The organism is Petrotoga mexicana DSM 14811 (genome assembly GCF_002895565.1).
Lineage (GTDB): Bacteria > Thermotogota > Thermotogae > Petrotogales > Petrotogaceae > Petrotoga > Petrotoga mexicana.
This window is the reverse complement of sequence record NZ_AZRN01000004.1, coordinates 92128-110611: the sequence shown is the minus strand read 5'-3', so window position 1 is coordinate 110611 and position 18484 is coordinate 92128. Positions and strand designations below refer to the sequence as shown.

General features: G+C 34.8%; 13 protein-coding genes. 6 read left to right on the top strand and 7 right to left on the bottom strand.

Translation table 11 applies throughout. From position 1 onward, the window contains the following. The first annotated feature begins 109 nt into the window (after positions 1–109). Entirely contained in the window at positions 110–1627 is a 1518-nt protein-coding gene (locus X927_RS01415; RefSeq protein WP_103076337.1) for a gluconokinase, read from the top strand. Next, positions 1618–2040 carry a GNAT family N-acetyltransferase gene (locus tag X927_RS01410; protein ID WP_103076336.1) on the top strand — a complete coding sequence of 141 codons (423 nt, stop codon included), beginning with the start codon at positions 1618–1620 and terminating at the stop codon, positions 2038–2040. The genes X927_RS01415 and X927_RS01410 overlap by 10 nt, the downstream gene beginning before the upstream one ends. 1 nt (position 2041) lies before the next feature. On the opposite strand, the gene X927_RS01405 is transcribed toward X927_RS01410, so the two are convergent. The 3 genes from X927_RS01405 to X927_RS01395 form a co-directional block, all read right to left on the bottom strand. Beyond that, positions 2042–3226, bottom strand: a complete 1185-nt coding sequence (locus X927_RS01405; protein WP_103076335.1) for an MFS transporter — start codon at positions 3224–3226, stop codon at positions 2042–2044. 207 nt (positions 3227–3433) lie between these two features. Further along, entirely contained in the window at positions 3434–4099 is a 666-nt protein-coding gene (locus X927_RS01400; protein ID WP_103076334.1) for a P-II family nitrogen regulator, read from the bottom strand. Beyond that, positions 4092–5585, bottom strand: a complete 1494-nt coding sequence (locus X927_RS01395) for a DUF1538 domain-containing protein (RefSeq protein WP_103076333.1) — start codon at positions 5583–5585, stop codon at positions 4092–4094. The genes X927_RS01400 and X927_RS01395 overlap by 8 nt, the downstream gene beginning before the upstream one ends. Positions 5586–6029: 444 nt before the next feature. Here X927_RS01395 and X927_RS01390 point away from each other — a divergent pair, with 444 nt between their 5' ends. From X927_RS01390 to X927_RS01375, 4 genes are all read left to right on the top strand, one after another. Next, complete coding sequence (locus tag X927_RS01390; protein WP_103076332.1) at positions 6030–6392, top strand: ArsR/SmtB family transcription factor; 363 nt, start codon at positions 6030–6032, stop codon at positions 6390–6392. Positions 6393–6525: 133 nt separating this feature from the next. Continuing rightward, positions 6526–7575 (top strand): ACR3 family arsenite efflux transporter, encoded by a 1050-nt coding sequence (arsB, locus tag X927_RS01385; protein WP_103076331.1) that lies wholly within the window; start codon positions 6526–6528, stop codon positions 7573–7575. Between the two features lie 616 nt (positions 7576–8191). Beyond that, a complete protein-coding gene (locus X927_RS01380) occupies positions 8192–10453 on the top strand; it encodes an AAA family ATPase (RefSeq protein WP_103076330.1) in 2262 nt (753 codons plus the stop codon). After that, the gene (locus X927_RS01375; protein WP_103076329.1) at positions 10437–11717 is read left to right on the top strand and encodes an McrC family protein; all 1281 of its coding nucleotides are present in this window, start codon (positions 10437–10439) and stop codon (positions 11715–11717) included. Before X927_RS01380 ends, X927_RS01375 begins: the two co-directional genes overlap by 17 nt. 234 nt (positions 11718–11951) lie before the next feature. On the opposite strand, the gene X927_RS01370 is transcribed toward X927_RS01375, so the two are convergent. The 4 genes from X927_RS01370 to X927_RS01355 form a co-directional block, all read right to left on the bottom strand. Beyond that, complete coding sequence (locus tag X927_RS01370; RefSeq protein ID WP_103076328.1) at positions 11952–12578, bottom strand: SGNH/GDSL hydrolase family protein; 627 nt, start codon at positions 12576–12578, stop codon at positions 11952–11954. Positions 12579–12692: 114 nt separating this feature from the next. Then, the gene (rlmD, locus tag X927_RS01365; RefSeq protein ID WP_103076327.1) at positions 12693–13853 is read right to left on the bottom strand and encodes a 23S rRNA (uracil(1939)-C(5))-methyltransferase RlmD; all 1161 of its coding nucleotides are present in this window, start codon (positions 13851–13853) and stop codon (positions 12693–12695) included. Between the two features lie 112 nt (positions 13854–13965). Then, a complete protein-coding gene (locus X927_RS01360; protein ID WP_103076326.1) occupies positions 13966–15210 on the bottom strand; it encodes a hypothetical protein in 1245 nt (414 codons plus the stop codon). Positions 15211–15298: 88 nt separating this feature from the next. Next, on the bottom strand, positions 15299–18475 hold the full coding sequence (locus X927_RS01355; protein WP_103076325.1) for a hypothetical protein: 3177 nt from the start codon (positions 18473–18475) through the stop codon (positions 15299–15301). Positions 18476–18484: the final 9 nt, after the last annotated feature.

The window sequence follows — 18484 nt, the reverse complement described above, 5'->3', positions numbered from 1 at the left end:
GGGGCGAAGGGGCGCTAAACCTGATTAAATATAACTTACAACAATAGAAATCTTCCAAAAATTTGTGGATTCTAAAGAAAAAATAAAACAACAAAAGGGGTTTTCGGTTATGAAATATGTTTTAGTCCTCGATGTAGGAACGACAAACATGAAAGTAGCAATTGTAAACGAAAAAGGTGACATTATCTCTCAAGAAGTCAAAAAGATAAATTTAATTCAGTCCGCGGAAGGGGCAGCAGAACACGATCCTCAAGAATTGTGGGCAAACTTTTTGGATATATCAAAGAAGATAATCACAAACTTCGAAGGTGATATTTCATTATTAATTTTTTCTGGGTACCAATTCGGTTTTCTACCGATAGATAAAAAAGGAAATCCTTTGATGAATATGGTAACACTCTTAGACACAAGATCACAGAACATAATGAATGAAGTTGAAGAAAGATTTTCCTTTGAAGAAATATACCAAAAGACTGGTTGCCCACCTGCTTTTAATTATACAATAGCCAGAATATTGTGGCTGAAAAAAGAAAAGCCAGAAATTTTTGCCAAAACCTATAAATTCTTGGACATCAAAAGCTTCTTCACATTCAAATTAACAGGTAAGTGTTACACAGAACCAAGTTTAGCTTCTGTTACACAACTTTTGGATATAAAAACGCAAAAATGGGATGAAGAACTAATAAAAAGATTGGGAATTGATAAAGACCAATTGCCTGATCTTGTTCCTGGGAATGTAATAGTGGATACTGTAAAAAAAGAAATAGCAAAAGAAATGGGCCTTGAAAAAGAAGTTCCTATTATGTTGGGAGTCTATGATGGTGGCGCGATGATTTTAGGAATGGGGGGTTATAAAAAAAGCGCTGTATGTAATTTAGGTACCACTGCAATGTTTAGAAGCGCGTATAATGAGCCATTACTTGATAAAACAGGGCAGTACAGGCTTCAAACCTATGCTCTATTACCTGGTATGTGGGCTATAGGAGGAGCGGTGAACAACGCAGGTGTAGTTTTGGAATGGTTTAGAAATAATATATCTAACGGAATGAGTTATGATCAAATAAACGAGGAGGCTTCGAAAGTTAAAGCGGGTTCCGAAGGCCTTATTTGCTTTCCATTTCTAACAGGAGAAAGAGACCCAAGGATAGGCAGTTTATCTACGGGCAGTTTTTTTGGATTAAAAACTTTTCACAACTTAAGTCACATGGCAAGATCTATATATGAAGGTGTAGGCTATGGACTGAATATGATAAAAACAGCCTTAGAAGAAAATAACGTCAATTTAAAAAGATTGACAGTGGGTGGTTCAGGCAGCAAAAGCGATGTGTGGATTCAAATTTTAGCTGATATATTCAACATCCCTGTAACCAAATCTAAGACTGAAAATGCAACATTGATAGGTGAATCGATGGTAGCTTTTTCACAATTGGGAGTTTACAAGGATATTGAGCAAGCTGGGGAAGTTATGATAAAGTTGGGAAAGAGCTTTGAACCCCAAACCTCTTCAGTTAAAACATATGAAGGTTATTATAATTTTTTTGTAAAAATGATCCAAAACTATCGGGATATGTATAACTTACATACCCAATTGATCAATTCTTTAGGTGAAGAAGAAAAATGGCAATAAAATTCAGAGAAGCAAAAATAGAAGATTATGATCAGATGTATAGATTATGGGGAACAACAGAAGGCATGGGTTTAAGCAACTCTGATACAAAAGAAAATATTGAAAGATTTTTGAAGAAAAACCCAGGTTTAAATTATATATGTGAAGATGATGGAAAAATTATTGGTACAATCCTATGTGGCGAAGATGGAAGAAGAGGATATCTCTACCATCTTGCGGTTGATAAAAAGTATAGAAGAAATGGTATAGGGGAAAAATTGGTGAACTTGGTTTTAAACAGTTTAAAAGAAAAAAGTATTATAAAATGTCATTTATTTGTTTATTGTGAAAACAAAATTGGCAAGACATTTTGGGAAAAAACAGGGTGGTACAAACGCGATGAGTTACTGATTTATTCAAAAGATATTAAATAAATCAGGGGTTACTATTGATCGCAGGTTTTCTCAAAAATAAACTATTTGCCTTTTCGGCCATGAATATCATAAGAAAGGTTAATATGGTTAAATATATGGGGTATAACCTTATATCGAAATATTCTTGCAAAAATCCGAACAAAGGTGGCATAAGAGTTATTCCAAGATATGCAGAAGCCATCTGTACTCCTATAATTGAATGTGAAACATCCTTGCCAAAATTAGTTGGTGTTGAATGTATCAAACTTGGATATATCGGTGCACAACCTAAACCCATGAGAATAAGGCCTATAAATGCCGTATAATTGCTAAAAGGAAGAATCAATAGTAACAACCCTAGAATGATGATCCCTTGCCCCAAACGTATCATATTTTTATTATTCATTTTGAAAGTTATAAATCCAGATATAAACCTTCCTATTGTAATTCCGAAATAAAATGAAGCAGCCCATTTGGCCGCTGTTTCAGCAGCTATACCTCTATTTAGAACTAAATAACTTGCCGCCCACAAACCAGTGGTTGCCTCTAAAGCACAATAAGAGAAAAAAGCGATCATAATAGACATTGCCCCGGGTAAAGTAACAACCTCTTTTAAAGAATAATTTTTATATTTTTCTTCTTTGACTTTGTTATCTGTTTTCTTCTCTTTCCACAGCGGCAAAGTAAAAAACAGTACTGAGGTTAGAACAATTTGAATTAACGAAATAGTAAAATATCCTGAATTCCATTTAAAACCCTTAGTCAACAATATTCCCATAATATATGGTCCAATTGTGGCTCCAACTCCCCAAAAGCAATGTAACCAGTTCATATGTCTAGCTTTGTAATGCAGGGCGACAAAATTGTTAAGTGCTGCATCAACACTTCCTGCACCTAAACCGTAAGGTATCCCCCACAAACACAAATGCCAAAAAGAAGTTGATATAGAAAAACCAAACAATGCTATAGCAGTCATTCCAACGCTTATGGCGGTTAGTTTCCCAGTACCAAGTTTATGAATAAACTTACCGCTGAACAAAGTTGAAACAATAGTTCCTCCAGAGATAATCATTGATAAAATTCCTGCATACGATACAGGTACGTTTAATGTTTCATACATGCTTGGCCAGGCTGACCCTAAAAGAGCATCTGGCAATCCGAGACTGATGAATGAAATATAGATAATCACTAGTAAGATAGAATACATATTAAAATCTCTCCGTTGATTTAAAATTTGATTAAGTTCGAATTATAGTATAAATATTTTTGTTGATTGATTAGATTTACACCTTGAAAATTAATTACTGCATCTTAGTTGAAATTATATTATAGCTATAAAAATATATTGTTTAACTTTTTTTGGTACTAAGGAATTGTAAGTTAGTGCAAAGAAACCATGAAAACACTCAGTGAATTACTTATATAAACCATATGCTTTATTTACATTTTGAATGTAGAGAATGCCTTTTCCAGGCTCATCTATTTTTAGTTCTTTCCTTATTGAAGATACAATAGCCTCAGTCTTATCTTTTTCTGAAAGAATCAGTACAATTTCTTTTTCAGGCTCAATATTCATAGAAAACAGCTTACTGGTTTCATGAATTCCTGATCCTCGTCCCTTAATTATAGTCCCACCTTTAGATCCCGCCTTTGTTGCCGCATCAATCACATACTCTGCCTTACCCATATCCACAATTACAGTTATCGCATCATACATATTATCATCTACACCTCTTCTTTCTTTTAAATTATCACTTTTATAACCTCCGATTCCTACTAACAAGCGAACAGAAGTGGTAAATGCTATACCATGGCCGGGTTTTTCAAAATTAATTTCGTCATGTAATTTTTCAAGGACCTGATCTGCCGTCTTTTTGTTGGCAACCATTAATACAATTTCTTTTCTTATATCGGATAGACCTAAAAAATCTAAAATTCGATTGTTTACAGTTCCTTTTCCAAGCAGAACCGTTCCATTGGAAATGCCATAATTCTTAGCTATTTGCAACAGTTTGCTTCCCAATCCGAAATTTATAATTATGCAGATTTGTTCAACGTCAATCATTTTAAAACTACTCATCACTATATTCAATTCCTCCGTTTTTTGATTTTACCTTAAAAATGAAGCCTAATATTTGTAAAGCAATTAATGGTGCCAATGCAACCATTGCAATCATTCCAAATCCATCTACTAATACATTTGCTCCTTCAGCAGCTTCAGCAGCGCCTCGAGTAAAAGCTAATATAAAGGTGATCGTCATTGGACCTGCTGCGACGCCTCCTGAATCAAAGGCAATTCCAACAAAGAGCTTCGGAACAAAATAGCTCATCACCAACGAAATCACATAGCCTGGCAGGAGATAATGCCACAATTGTATACCTGGGACAAGTATTCTTACCATAGATAATGCAGTTGCGGTACCAACGGCTATAGCAAGTGGGATTAATACTACTTTTCTTTTAATATACCCGCTTGTAACATCTTCTATTTGATGTATTAGCACATAAACAGATGGCTCTGCGAGTACCGTAGCAAATCCCAAAAAGAAACCAACAATAACAAGATAAACTTTATTTTCTAAGGTTGCCACACCGTAACCGATGGCAACACCCATTTCCATAAAACCTCCATTAACTCCTACTAAAAACAAAACAAATCCTATAAATGCAAATACCAGCCCCATGACAATTTTTCTAATGGTTTTCCTTGATAATTTGAAAGAAAATATTTGAAAAACAAGAAAAATTATCACGATAGGGAGCAGAGCCAGAATAACTTCTATGGTTGTCGGAGCTATTTGTTGAATAAAAGGGCTAAAAATTGAGGTAAATATTGGATCATTGTATTCAAGGCTGACTGTACTTGCATCGGTTTTTGAAATTATACTCATAATCATAACGGTCATGATAGCACCTGTGGATGCAATTCCAACTAAACCAAAACTATCTTCTTCAGAGGCTTTGCTATCGCTTTTCATTGCGGAAACACTATGGGCGAGAGCTAAGATAAAAGGAATCGTCATTGCTCCTGTTGTTGATCCGGAAGCGTCAAAAGATATTGCTAAAAATTCTCGGGATGTAAAAAGGGCAAGTATGAAAATAATCGAATATAAAATAGTAAATACTTTATTTATTGGAATGTTATAGAGGATTCTTACAAAACCTAAAGAAAGCATAGTTCCAACACCGATTGATGCTATAACAACAATACTTTCCTTTGAAATTACACTAGATGTAACGAAATCAACTTGACTCGCAAGAATACGTAGAGATGGTTCGGCAATTGAAACGAAAAATCCAACTATGAATATAGCAATGACAACTATCCATAGTTTATTCGTTTTTATTATAGTTGACCCGAAAGAGTTACCAATGGGACTAATCCCAATATCAACGCCACATAAAAAAATAGCTAAACCAAGGATAATCAACACGGCACCAATAAAAAACCTTATGATCAAAGAGACATCAAGGGGTGCGATAGTAAAATTTAAAATAATTACTGTAACTATAATTGGCAAAACAGAGGATAGTACCTCTTTAAGTTTAAAAAACAACAAATTCAACTACATCTCATCCTTTTCGATTTTTATTATAAAATATAATTTTGCAAAAACCTGAGAATAGTCTCAAAAATTCTAGTAACTTCCTATTATTAGTTAAGCCAAGTTTTTATTTTTTGCTTGTATTATACAGTTTTAGTGATTTGATGAGATTTAATCTAAATTCTAATAATGCCTATTGTTAAAACGCATTCCATAAAAACACGAAAATGAATATACAGCCCCACGCATTTCCTGTGATTTCTCTTACTATCAGCATACCATAAATAATAAAAATTACAGTTAACAATTGGTATCCAAATCAATTTTTAGTAGCTTATGTCTTTTGGACCAGTAAGTATCCATAGATCTTTGCTTTGTCCGAAAACTTTTTCAAACACATTGACAAAATTTGATATGATGTATATAATAGTATCATATCAAATAATTTTGATATGAGGTGATATCTTGGCAACTGTTTATGAGAAACAAGCAAAAGTATTTAAAGCGTTTTGCGATGAAACACGTCTGCGAATACTTCAACTACTTCGTAGCGGTGAAAAATGCGCTTGTGTTTTGCAAGAACAGTTGAATTTGGGACAGTCGGGACTTTCCTACCACATGAAGATTCTGGTTGAATCAGGTGTTGTTGAGAGCAGAAAGGAAGGAAAATGGACATACTACACAATTAGTGAGAAGGGCAGTGCCTATGCGGCTACGTTGCTCAAAAGGTTGACAACCCCTAAAGCAGTTAAAGAAGGAAACAATTGCTGCAAAACCCAGCCATCTAATAATAATTTTAAAACAGAAAAACACATCAAAATTATTTAGTATTTACGTTATTTTATTGAAAGAGGTTCAGGCACAGTTTGGATGGAGGAGTTATCTCTTATACCAAGATCTTAGTAGTCGAAGAGGTCCTATAGATTTTACAAAAATCAAACAGTATTTGAAGGGTGGTTATATGGAAAAAAACAAAAGTGCAGGGATCAGTTTTTTTGAAAAATATCTCACGGTGTGGGTTATCTTGTGCATGATTGTAGGTGTACTGATCGGTAGATTCCTCCCTGAAATTCCTGCGTTTCTAGGACGCTTCAAGTATGCCAATGTATCCATTCCGATTGCCATACTAATCTGGCTCATGATCTATCCCATGATGCTGAAGGTCGATTTTCAAAGTATTAAAAACGTGGGCAAAAATCCAAAGGGGCTATTTGTGACATGGGTGATAAACTGGCTCATTAAGCCTTTCACTATGTTCGGAATTGCGTGGCTGTTTTTCTTTGTGATTTTCAAAGCACTTATCCCTGCGGAGCTAGCTAAGGAGTATCTGGCTGGTGCCATACTTTTGGGAGCTGCTCCATGTACTGCAATGGTGTTCGTATGGAGCTATCTGACAAATGGAAATGCCGCGTATACAATAGTGCAGGTTGCAACTAATGACCTGATTATCCTTGTAGCTTACACTCCGATCGTAAGATTTCTCCTTGGTGTAGGAGGCATATCTATACCATGGGATACGTTGATTCTCTCGGTAATTTTGTTCGTTGTCATTCCCCTTGTAGGTGGAGTAATAACTAGGAACTATATTACCCGCAAGCATGGCCTGGAATATCTTCAGAACCAATTTATTCCGAAATTTGGAAATGTCACGACCATTGGACTTCTTTTGACATTAGTCATCATTTTTTCATTCCAGGGGGATGTTATTCTCAATAATCCTTTACACATAATTTTGATTGCAATACCCCTGATCATGCAGACATTCCTTGTTTTTTTCATTGCTTATTTTTCAAGTAAGGTATTAAAGCTGCCGCATGATATTGCGGCACCAGCCAGTATGATCGGTGCGTCAAATTTCTTTGAACTTGCTGTTGCTGTTGCAATCTCTCTTTTTGGCACACTAAGTCCTGCCGCCCTTGCTACAATTGTTGGTGTTTTAACTGAGGTGCCGGTTATGTTGATGCTAGTAAACATTGCAAATAATACAAAAAAATGGTTCAAGCATGCATAAACCAGAGGGTACTTTACATGCCTTCCTAACTCTAGCATGAAGTATATTACCGAAAGGGAAGTTACCTATTGATTAAACGAACCAATCTCTATCAGATTACTCTCTGAATCAGCAATATAAGAAGTTCGTTGCCTCCCAAAGGACGGTAGCTGGTTCACAAATTGCATCAAATAAAATCATGTTTTTTGAGCTAAAGTTTTTCCTTGAGTTTGGCAATTACAAAATGGCTGGCATTTTAAAGCCAGCACGCATAAATTTGTGCGCCGGCATGTGCGAGCGATGAAAGTCTGCTGTGGGCCAACTGTGGCTCCCCTCTAGGGCGTTAGCTGGTTAGTTCCATATCGAATGGCTCCATTTTTTCCTTGTCTCCTTTCAAAAAGAGTCAAGGATATGATATCATTTGTTTGCAGTGTTGTGCAAACAAAGATCTTTTCAAAAAAGAGATTTTTGTTTTCGGGGAGTTTGAGGGGGGGTTACCCCCTCAAAGACCCGAATTATGATCTAACCAATCTTTTTTCACAGATATTTTATATGGTCTAGCATTCTTTAACATCGATTTTAAGCGCTTTCAAAATTATTGAAAGTGCTAAGTCTAAATAAGGGGGGAGTTACAGTTATGGATAAAGCTTACGAATGGGTACCATTTTACGAGGCACTTGCCGATAAACTACTGGAATATAACGACAAGCGAAGTGAATTATTCGAATTAATGAAAAACCTTGCATCGCATCAACCACTAATGAAGTATTTTCACTTTGAACGTGAAGAATTGTGGGGACCCCGTAATCATAGAATCGATCCGTTTTCCGTGGTGGGTGTTTTGAACCGTAAGATAACGAATGAAAACCGCATAAAGTTGGCTAAGGTTTTTGCTAACACATTTAGAGTAACGTTGCCTGTGCCTACGAATTTTAATGGAATCCCTACTCTTAACAACATCAAATCTTTCTTTGGGGATGAAATAGACGAATTGTGGGATTTGTTTGTTTCGGCTATAAAATCCGCTGAAGTAAACACATTCACCGATGAGTTTAAAAGTGCTTTTGAAAAAGCTATTGCGAGTAAGGGCAACGGTCTTGCTTCTATCACGATAGGATTGTTCTGGATTAGGCCCAATGTCTTTATGCCTTTGGATACCCATTCACGAAAGTTTATTTCTGAATATTACGGAATAACGGTTCCAAAGGAGAATTGTAGCGGTGATGATTATGTGGAATTTCTGAATACCTTGAAGAATAAAATCAATGAAGACTCGCCTAATCTAACGTTTCCGGAGTTGTCGTATAATGCATGGAGTGAGGAAAGTAAAAATCCTCAGGCAGAATTAACTGAGTCGATAACATATAATCAACGCACAATGCAGGGCGAGGCGACCTCAAAGGATGGAATATGGGCAAAAAATAAAAATATAATTCTCTATGGACCGCCAGGAACGGGAAAAACCTATAGTACCATACAATATGCTGTTGCTATTATCGAGGATAAGCCACTCTCCGAAGTGAAATCTGAAGATTACCAAGAAGTGTTTAAACGCTATTTAAAGTATAAAGATGCCGGACTAATAGCTTTTGTTACGTTTCATCAGTCGTTCAGCTATGAGGAGTTTATTGAGGGGATACGGCCTGTAGTATCTTCGGATGAAAATGGGGAATCTACAGGGGGGATTGAATACGTGATACAAGACGGGGTTTTCAAATTATTTTGCAATAAAGCAGGAACACCTATAAGAGCGGATGACACAAGCTTTGATCTGGGCATTGGTAAAAACCCCACAGTTTGGAAGGTTACTCTTAAAGGTGCTGGAGACAATCAAATTCGAACTGAATGTATGGAGAATGGTCATATTCGTATCGGGTGGGATGGTTACGGCGAAATCACATCTGATGCTACTGATTATACGCAATACGATGATAACCCCATTCTCAATGCTTTTTACAACAAGATGCAAATTGGCGATATTGTTATGTCTTGCTATTCGAGTAGAACAATCGACGCTATTGGTGTTATTACTGGCGAGCCAGAATGGCATGATGAGTATTCTGAGTACAAAAGGTTGCGAAAGGTGAAATGGCTTGTAAAAGGTATTAATGAAGATATCGTTGATTTCAATGCTGGAAAAATCTTGAATGGTTTATCTGTAGCTAAGTTATCAGTTTCAGCAACAGACGCTGTGCAAATACTTAGGAAGGTAAACCCTAAACTGTTTGATCAGAACGTAAAAATTCCAAATCGTGTCTTTATTATTGATGAAATCAATCGAGGGAATATCTCAAAAATTTTTGGGGAATTGATTACACTCATCGAGCCTTCAAAGCGTATCGGAGCTTTTGAAGAGCTACGTGCTACACTACCTTACTCTCGCCAGGATTTTGGTGTACCAGACAACGTCTTCATAATAGGTACAATGAACACAGCCGATCGTTCTATTGCAATGATAGACACTGCTTTACGTCGTCGGTTTGAATTCGTCGAAATGAAGCCTGATACTGATATACTTAAAGGTGTCCGGGTTAAGAATATCGATATTTCAAACATGCTTGACATCATAAACAAGCGTATAATAGTATTGCTCGATCGTGAACACACCATAGGGCATTCCTATTTGTTGCCGCTCAAAACAGACCCGACAATTGAAACCCTTGCCGCGATTTTTAAAAAAAGAATAATTCCTTTATTACAAGAGTATTTCTACGACGATTATGAGAAAATTCAGCTTGTGTTGGGTGACAATCAGAAGACTGATGATACTCCCCGATTTATCGTGAAAAAGAGAGCTGATAATAAGCTGTTTGGAAACACAGATGTTGATTTTCCGGAATATTACGTGATCAACAGCGAAGCTTTTTCAGGGATTGAAGCCTATGAATTCCTACACTAAAACCTATACTGTAACGGAATATGGTGGGTTTACGCGTGGTATAAAGTCTTACGATTATCAGGCGTTGCCTAAAAAAACATTTGATGCTCTTGAAGCCTTTATTCTTGCCAACAACACTGATGCAGTCCAACTACTATCTCTTTCTGCTCGACACAGTGTTGGTAAAATTATAACTGCTAAAAATTACGTTGGACTGATTGAGATGTCAGATGGTACAGTCATAGAGATTCTTCCGAAAATCCTAGGGGACGGCATTACCAAGAGCGATACAAAGCGGATTTTTCTTGAGATGTTAAAAACTTTAAAAGACGTGACATTTAAGGACTTAAATGTTTCAAACCTCCAAACCGACCGCTTGAACCTTCTTGAAATATTTATAAAGATGTTCCTTGACGAAGTTACAATACTAACGAAGCAAGGGTTGAAAGCTGCTTACACGCCAGTTGAAGCAAATGAACGGTATTTTAAAGGGAAGCTACTGGCTTCCCAGAATATTAAAAACAATCTAGTTGACAAGGGACGATTTTTTGTTTGCTATGAAGACTTCAATATTAACAGACCTGAGAACCGTCTAATCAAGTCCACTCTCCGATTTTTGCGAAATACTACGAATGATGCGCGTAATCGACAGAATGCCACTAGGTTACTAACTTTCTTTGATGGTGTAGAATATTCCACAAATATTGATTCTGACTTCTCAAAATGTTTTCTTGATCGTAGTATGTCTCACTATAGCAAGGCTCTTTCGTGGTGTCGTGTTTTATTGAAAGGAAACAGTTTCACCGCATTTGCGGGAAATGAGGTTGCAATTGCTCTTCTATTCCCTATGGAAAAGTTGTTCGAAAGTTTTGTTGCTGCAAAATTTCGCAGACATATTGGTAGCGGCGTTATCTTACGGACACAAGATGTCAGATATAGTTTATTTGATACTCCTGTCCGTGCTTTTTCACTTCGTCCTGACATTGTGTTGGAATTTGAAGGACGCATAGTCATTGTTGATACCAAGTGGAAATTACTTTCAGACGATGCCCAAAACATAGGTATTTCACAATCCGATATGTACCAAATGTACGCTTATGGAAAAAAATATAAAGCAAAGAGAATTGTCTTGCTGTATCCTTATTCCGATGCTGTAAATAATACAAATATCAAATATGTTTCCAACGACCATGTAGAGGTTGATATTGAATTCGTTGATCTGAAGAATCCGGATCGCAGTATCACCCAACTATTAGCCAAGTTCAAAATGCCGATCACCGTTTGATATTCTTGAGTTAGACAGTTGAGAAACGATTTTTCAGTACACCAAACGTAAGAAAATGGTTTTGAAATCATAAAACATTTCTTTTTTGATGTAGTGATACTTTTGAAAAACAGAGAAAGTAAAAAACACTTTTTTGCAGTTATTCATGCCTGTTTTAGAATTCTTACGTTTTAGTAACTGTCAAACTCAGGAAAGAGCAAAATGCTGAGTAATCCCTGAATTTTAATATCAATTTTATAACGCTTCCACAGCCCGCAACCAAGATTGAGCTATAAGTGCATGCCCAGCGGGTGATGGATGTACGCCATCAGGCAGCCAAAAGCTAGGTTCCCTTTGTGCTGCTGCCTGAGCAAATATACCGTCTAGTGGTAGAAATATGGCATTGAATTCCCTGGCTAGCTTACGTACGGCATGTATTTTGGGATCTAAGTCTTCTCTCCATTTGGCTTGCTCTTTTGTCACAGGCAAAACAAATGGTTCACATATTATCAGGTTAGCGTTTAGTTGCGTTTTCACTTCTTGCAAAATATAACGATAATCTGACTCAAACTTTTCCACCGACGTTGGGTCGTCGCTGTCATAACGTCGCCAGCAATCATTAATGCCGATGAGTATGGATACCCAAGTAGGCTTTAAGGCTATGCAGTCTCTCATCCAACGTTCTTTTAAATCTTTTACCCTGTTACCGCTTACTCCTTTGTTTATAAACCTAATGTTTTTTGCAGGATGTGCAGCTGATAACCATGATGCCGTTATCATAGGATAACCCAAGCCAAGGTCAGCATCATTGTTATAATCTCGACCTGCGTCAGTTACGCTATCTCCTTGAAACAATACTATTGCGTTGTCTTCTATAAGCATATATATAGAACTCTCCTTTTTCGAATTAATTTTCTTATTATTGTACTACTACAATATTAGCAGAAGAACCTCTTTATCCAAATACATAGCTAACATTCTCTAATATGTCGTCAGTTAATTCAACTTCGTCATCAATGCTACTGACTCAACGTGGTCAGTGTGTGGGAACATATCTACCAGATGAAAATCTGAGATTGTGTAGAGATCGGATAATTCTTTTAAATTGGGTATTAGAGTTTTAGGGTTACATGAGATATAGATAATTTTATTAAATTGCTGAGTTTTTATAAATTTTATAAGATTTGGGTGTAATCCAGCCCTTGGTGGGTCCACAATTATATAATCAGGTTTTTCGGTGCCGCTTTGTCGTTTAACAAAATCTTTTACATCCTCATTTACGAATTCTACGTTGTTTATATTATTTAATATGGCGTTTTGCTTGGCTGCCTCTACCGCTTCTTTTACAATTTCTATCCCGTAAACTTTTTTAGCCTTATTTGCAAGCAATAAGGATATTGTGCCCGTTCCAGAATAAAAGTCATATACAACATCTGAATTTTCTGCATAAGATAACGCAGTTTGGTATAAAACTTCTGCTCCTTTTGTGTTTGTTTGAAAGAAAGAGAAAGGACCAATTTTGAAAGTTAAATCAAAAATTTTTTCGTAAAAATAGTCTCTGCCGTATAATATTTCCATTTCATCTGCTTTGACAACGTTGGCTTTAGATTCAGTCTTACTTTGAATTATGGAGACGATATTTCCTTTTAAGTTAGTATTCAACATTTCTTCTTTCCAGGTTTCTACTTCTTGATAGTAATTATTATCTAAGGAAGTGACCAAGTTTAAAAGTATTTCCCCCGTTTTTAATCCTTTTCTGATTCCCAAATTTCTAAGAAAACCAGAGTGATTTTTGTAATTTCTAAAAGGTATGTTCTTTTTTAAGAAAAATTCTCTTGTTTGCCAAACGATATTATTGAAATCATCATCCACTAACTTACAATCTTTTGTGTAATAGACGTCGAATTTCTTACCTTTTCCTCTTAACCCCAAAACGAGAGGGCCATCTTTATATTCGTTACCAAAAGAGTATTCCATTTTGTTTCTGTATCCATATATATCCACAGAAGGCGTAATACCGTGATAATTATTAGGCTTTATTTGGTATTGATCAAACAACGAAAGAAGGCGGTTCTCTTTTATTTTTAGTTGTTCTTCGTAACTTATATTCAATTTACTACATCCACCACATTTTTCAAAAATAGAACATCTCTTCAATTTTATGACTCCTTTTTTGATAAATAAAAAAATACCCCCGAGCAATTCAATTTTAACACTTTTCGGGGGTAAATGGTTATTTTCTTACTTTAACCTTATTTAAAGAAGAGGGCTAATAACTAACTATACTTTCTTCCATGCCTGCTATTGGGTCTAAATATTTTGTTAAATCATCTTCGGTTCCTGAAACTGCTTCAAAATCATGGTATAAATCAACCTCTTGACTATCAGGATACCATGAAGCGTTCCAGCCTTCTAAACCTGATAAATCGGGTATTTCATATTCGTATGAATTTGCACTTCCCAACCAACCAGAGGATAATACGATATCCCAAGTTATCGTCCAATCAGGTTTTGCTAAAAAAGTATTATAAAATCTCAATTCGTGATTGTCGATTTCGGGATCATACTGATTCCATGTGAGCGTATTTTCTGAAAAGACAGGTTCTTCCCAGGTACTAGAAGGAAGCGTATTCAAAGTTTCAATATTATCCGGATGGTCTGTATATTTTGTAAATAATCTATAAACTGAGTTTTCTGAATTATAATGACTTAAACTTAAAACATATAAGTCATCTGAGCTTGAAAGAGATTGAGGGATTTTTAGCTGAGAATCACCTTCGAACCAAGCATTCACCAGGGTTGTTCCACCCACTAACAATTCACCCCATGCGTTTGCATCGTTTATTGTGGTTGTAGCAATGTATGTTGTGAAGTCTGTAAATTCAGACAATGAAATGTCTTCGTTGTCGGTACCAGCTGTTATCGATCTATCTCTTTCTATATATATTTTTGAAAAATCTTCCTCTTGATCTCCTGCTAAAATTACCAAATCATAGGTGCCAGGAATTGCTTCTAATGGGTATATTAAATCATCTTCCGAGACAAAACTTGTAAATCCATGTATAGTACCGTAAAAGTTGCCAGCACTTTTTCCCATAAACTCATTTCCAAAATTCAAATTTAATGTTGAATCATAAGTATCTTGCCAAAAGGTTATTGGTACTTCTTTTCCTTCAGTGGTGTTGAGATTCATTATTTGAATGTCATATTGAATCTCCTCAGTCCAAATCCCAGGATCATACCATTTGTTGACAGCATAGATGCTAAAATTTCCATCAGCTGATTCAGGGGTGAAAGTGTACACACCGTTAGTTGAACTTAATTTTTTCCAGGATCCATCTTTCCCATCTTGATAAGCTAAAAACTCCACGCTTTCTCTAACGGTGCCAATGAATGTGTTTATAACTACTTGATTGGTTATATCATCTCCATTGCCATCGATTGGTAAAGTTGCGCAACTTACAAAGAGCAAACCGATCGCCAAGATTAGAAAAAACATACTTAATTTTCTCATTTAAAATCCTCTCCTTTTACAAAAAGTTGTTAAATAGATTTTAGTAAAGAGATCTAAAAAAAATCTAAAACAACTTTTTTGGAGAGGATTAATAAATTTGGAACTCTTTGACGAAGTAACTTATTTCTTTTGAATTAAAAGCTGTTCCTAACTCTTTTTTGTACAACTCGTTGATATATTTGTAATAATCCAAAGCCTTTTTTCTTTCACCTTTTTTTAGTAGAAGATTGATATATTCAATGTTCATTTCGTCGGCGAAAGGTTCGATCCGTAAGTATTCGTCTAAATAATTTTCTGCCATTTCAATGTCTTTTTCCTTTTCTAAAGAATACAAAATAGCTAGTATTGACAGATAAGATTTTTCAGCATCTTCTATCTTTGGGATTGCCCAATCGTCGTAAATATTGGAAGGTAAAAGACCATAGGAGTAGAGTTTTTTAGCCTTTAAATAATGTTCTTTAGCTTTTAAGTATTGTTTGTTTTTAAACAAGTTATTTCCTTCTTCAAAATGAAGAATAAAATCTTCATAATCCAAGTAATAAACTTTGTTTGAATTGAATTTGTAATTTTTATTTTTTTGAAGTATGTATTCCTCAACCAAACCAAACTCTTGAAATCTCTTTCGTATGTCGTGAAGCGCCACATATAAGCTTTGACGGCTTTTTTCAAAAGGTAAATTTGGCCAGAAATTTTCAATTATGACATCTTGAATAATCCATTGATCATAATTCAAGGTTAAAAATTTAAAAAGTTCTAACGCTTTTTGATTTCTAACCTTTCTCATAGTCAAAACCTTATCACCACATACCAATCTAAATTCACCAAAGAGATAGATTTTAGGGTATAAAGCTTTTTTTGATTCAAGATAAGAGATTTCTTGTGCGTCTTCGAATCTCAATTTAAATGAAGTATCTAAGGAAGGACTTTTAACACCTGAATTAACTTCTATGAGATCTTCAATTGAGCTCGTTATTTCGGGATATTTTTGTAGAATAAACTGGTAATTGTTGTCTGATAATAACTCGTTAAATGTTTTTAAATCTTCATTATAAGAAGACAAGTTGAATGATTTACTTAAAAATAATTTTAAGAGTAACGCCTGAGTTAATATTAATTTTGCTTTCCCTTCTTTGGCTATCTGAATGATTTTTCCAATGTATGACAGGGCTTTTTCGAATTGTTTTAAATGTATCAATAATCGAACTTTTTGTAGTTCAAAGTTCAATATCTGGTATTTGTTGAAAATAGTTTTGCCAATTTTGATTGCTTTTTCAACTGTTGAAAAAGATTCTTTAAGTTCACCTTTTTTTAAAAGATACTGGGATTGGACGAAGTAATAATTTGCTTGAAGAAATTTTGATCTTGAGTAGTAATTTTCAGCTTCCATTAAACTTTTTTTAGCAGATTTTAATTCATTTTTTTCTACTTCTAGCTTGGCTTGCAAGATTTTTAAAACGGGAAGGTAAGCGATGTTTTTAGTTTCCAAGTAGATGTCTTCATAGGCTTTTAGATGCTCTTTAGCTTTGTCATATTTTTGTGTTTCAATATAAAAATCGGTAAGATTCGCATTTAAAAGTGCTTTTCCATATAGGTCTTTTAAGTCCTCAAAGCTTTTTAAAGATTTAATAAAGAAATTTTCCGCACTTTCTAGATTTCCTTCGATTAGAAAAATATTGTAAGCAAGGTTGTTAAGAAGCCACGGCTTCATTCCTATATAATTGAATCGTTCACATAATTCCATAGCCTTGTTTAAATACATTTTCCCTTCATTTAATTTTGAAAGGTTAGAATAACTGGTACCCAATAAATTGTACAAGGACGTTAAGCTCTGATAATTTTCATTTGGTATACTTTTCAGCAATTCATTTCCCATTTCGATGACCTTTTCATATTTTTCTTGATGCCAGTAGATTCCTATTATTTGTGTGTCTATATTCTCAAGAATACTTTTGTCGGAAATTTTATCCAAATTATCTTTTACAAGTCTATAATCTGCAAGAGCTTCATCAAACATGGAATATTTCTCTTCTATAACACCACGATAATAGTACAATTCAATGTTGTTGGTGAAAAAAGAGGTAGGTATTGAATCTAACCATTTTTTGATGATTGAAAAATCTTTTATCAATAACTCAGAATGGTTGAAAAAGAAGTCATAGGCTTTTTCTAAATCTTTCATATTCAGTAAGCAATGAAATTGTCCATAGTAATCGTGCTCTTTTTGATATATGTTAAAGAGTGTCTGGCATATATCGCTTTTTTCTCTTTCTCCAATGCCTTTGGAGATTGTTCGCCGGAATATTTCGTTCATATAGTAATAATGCGGATCCTTTTTTTCTAACATGTTTAAATCGTACAACTTTTCAAAAGACTCGTGAACTTTTTCATCGTTTTTGAGGTTGAAATATGCTTTACAAATCTTTGGCTCTATTTCATTCATTAAACTGAAAACTTTTAAATACTCTCTTAAATCTTCTGATAAGACTTCAGTTAATAAGTTTATATATTCATCTATTTTTTTTGCTGAATCTATAAGTTCATCATATTTTTTTAGGTCTGTTGTCTCTATGTATGTGGTTAAAATGTTAATAAAGGTGGGTATCCCATCGGTCAATTGGTATAACTCTAACAAGTTCTCTTCTGATAAGTTAATTTTTTTTGTGCTGATATAATTTTTAAGTTCATCAAAAGAAAATTTCAGTTCCTCTTCTTGAATAGTGTAAACATTATTAGCCATAGCAAATTTTGTTAAAGGGATGGGAAACTCTTGGTTAGTAGTAAAAAGAAAATGGACGTTTTGGGGTATGAAGTTTAATAACAACTTGAGAAGATTTTCGTTTTTACCTTCAAAAATAACATTTTCGAAGGAATCAACAAATATAAATATTTCTTCCTTAAAGCTTGAAAAGGCGTTTAATAGTTCAACAACCTTCTCTTCTTCCGTAAAAAAAGAAATATTATTTTTTGAATCATCATTAAATATTTTCAGATTTATCGTTTTGGATAAAGTATAGATTAGATGATTGAGAAAGATGTCAAAATCAAAGTAATCCTGTGGGCAACTAATCCATACTTTTGATGCATTCAATTTATCAAAATACATACTAAAAGTAATGCTCTTACCGTATCCTGAAGGAGCTTTTATTAGAATGTAATTTTTACTTTTATTATTGATCAAAGAATTAAGTAACTTTTCTCTATAATGATGATATGGTTTTATTAAGAGAGGCTTGAAAACCGGGTCTAATATTTTGATATTAATCACCCCCTTTGA

Excerpts from the sequence above, each read along its gene's own strand:
- X927_RS01415 (WP_103076337.1), top strand. The coding sequence starts at position 110 with ATGAAATATGTTTTAGTCCTCGATGTAGGAACGACAAACATGAAAGTA.
- X927_RS01410 (WP_103076336.1), top strand. The coding sequence starts at position 1,618 with ATGGCAATAAAATTCAGAGAAGCAAAAATAGAAGATTATGATCAGATG.
- X927_RS01405 (WP_103076335.1), bottom strand. The coding sequence starts at position 3,226 with ATGTATTCTATCTTACTAGTGATTATCTATATTTCATTCATCAGTCTC.
- X927_RS01400 (WP_103076334.1), bottom strand. The coding sequence starts at position 4,099 with ATGAGTAGTTTTAAAATGATTGACGTTGAACAAATCTGCATAATTATA.
- arsB (WP_103076331.1), top strand. The coding sequence starts at position 6,526 with ATGGAAAAAAACAAAAGTGCAGGGATCAGTTTTTTTGAAAAATATCTC.
- X927_RS01380 (WP_103076330.1), top strand. The coding sequence starts at position 8,192 with ATGGATAAAGCTTACGAATGGGTACCATTTTACGAGGCACTTGCCGAT.
- X927_RS01375 (WP_103076329.1), top strand. The coding sequence starts at position 10,437 with ATGAATTCCTACACTAAAACCTATACTGTAACGGAATATGGTGGGTTT.
- X927_RS01370 (WP_103076328.1), bottom strand. The coding sequence starts at position 12,578 with ATGCTTATAGAAGACAACGCAATAGTATTGTTTCAAGGAGATAGCGTA.
- X927_RS01360 (WP_103076326.1), bottom strand. The coding sequence starts at position 15,210 with ATGAGAAAATTAAGTATGTTTTTTCTAATCTTGGCGATCGGTTTGCTC.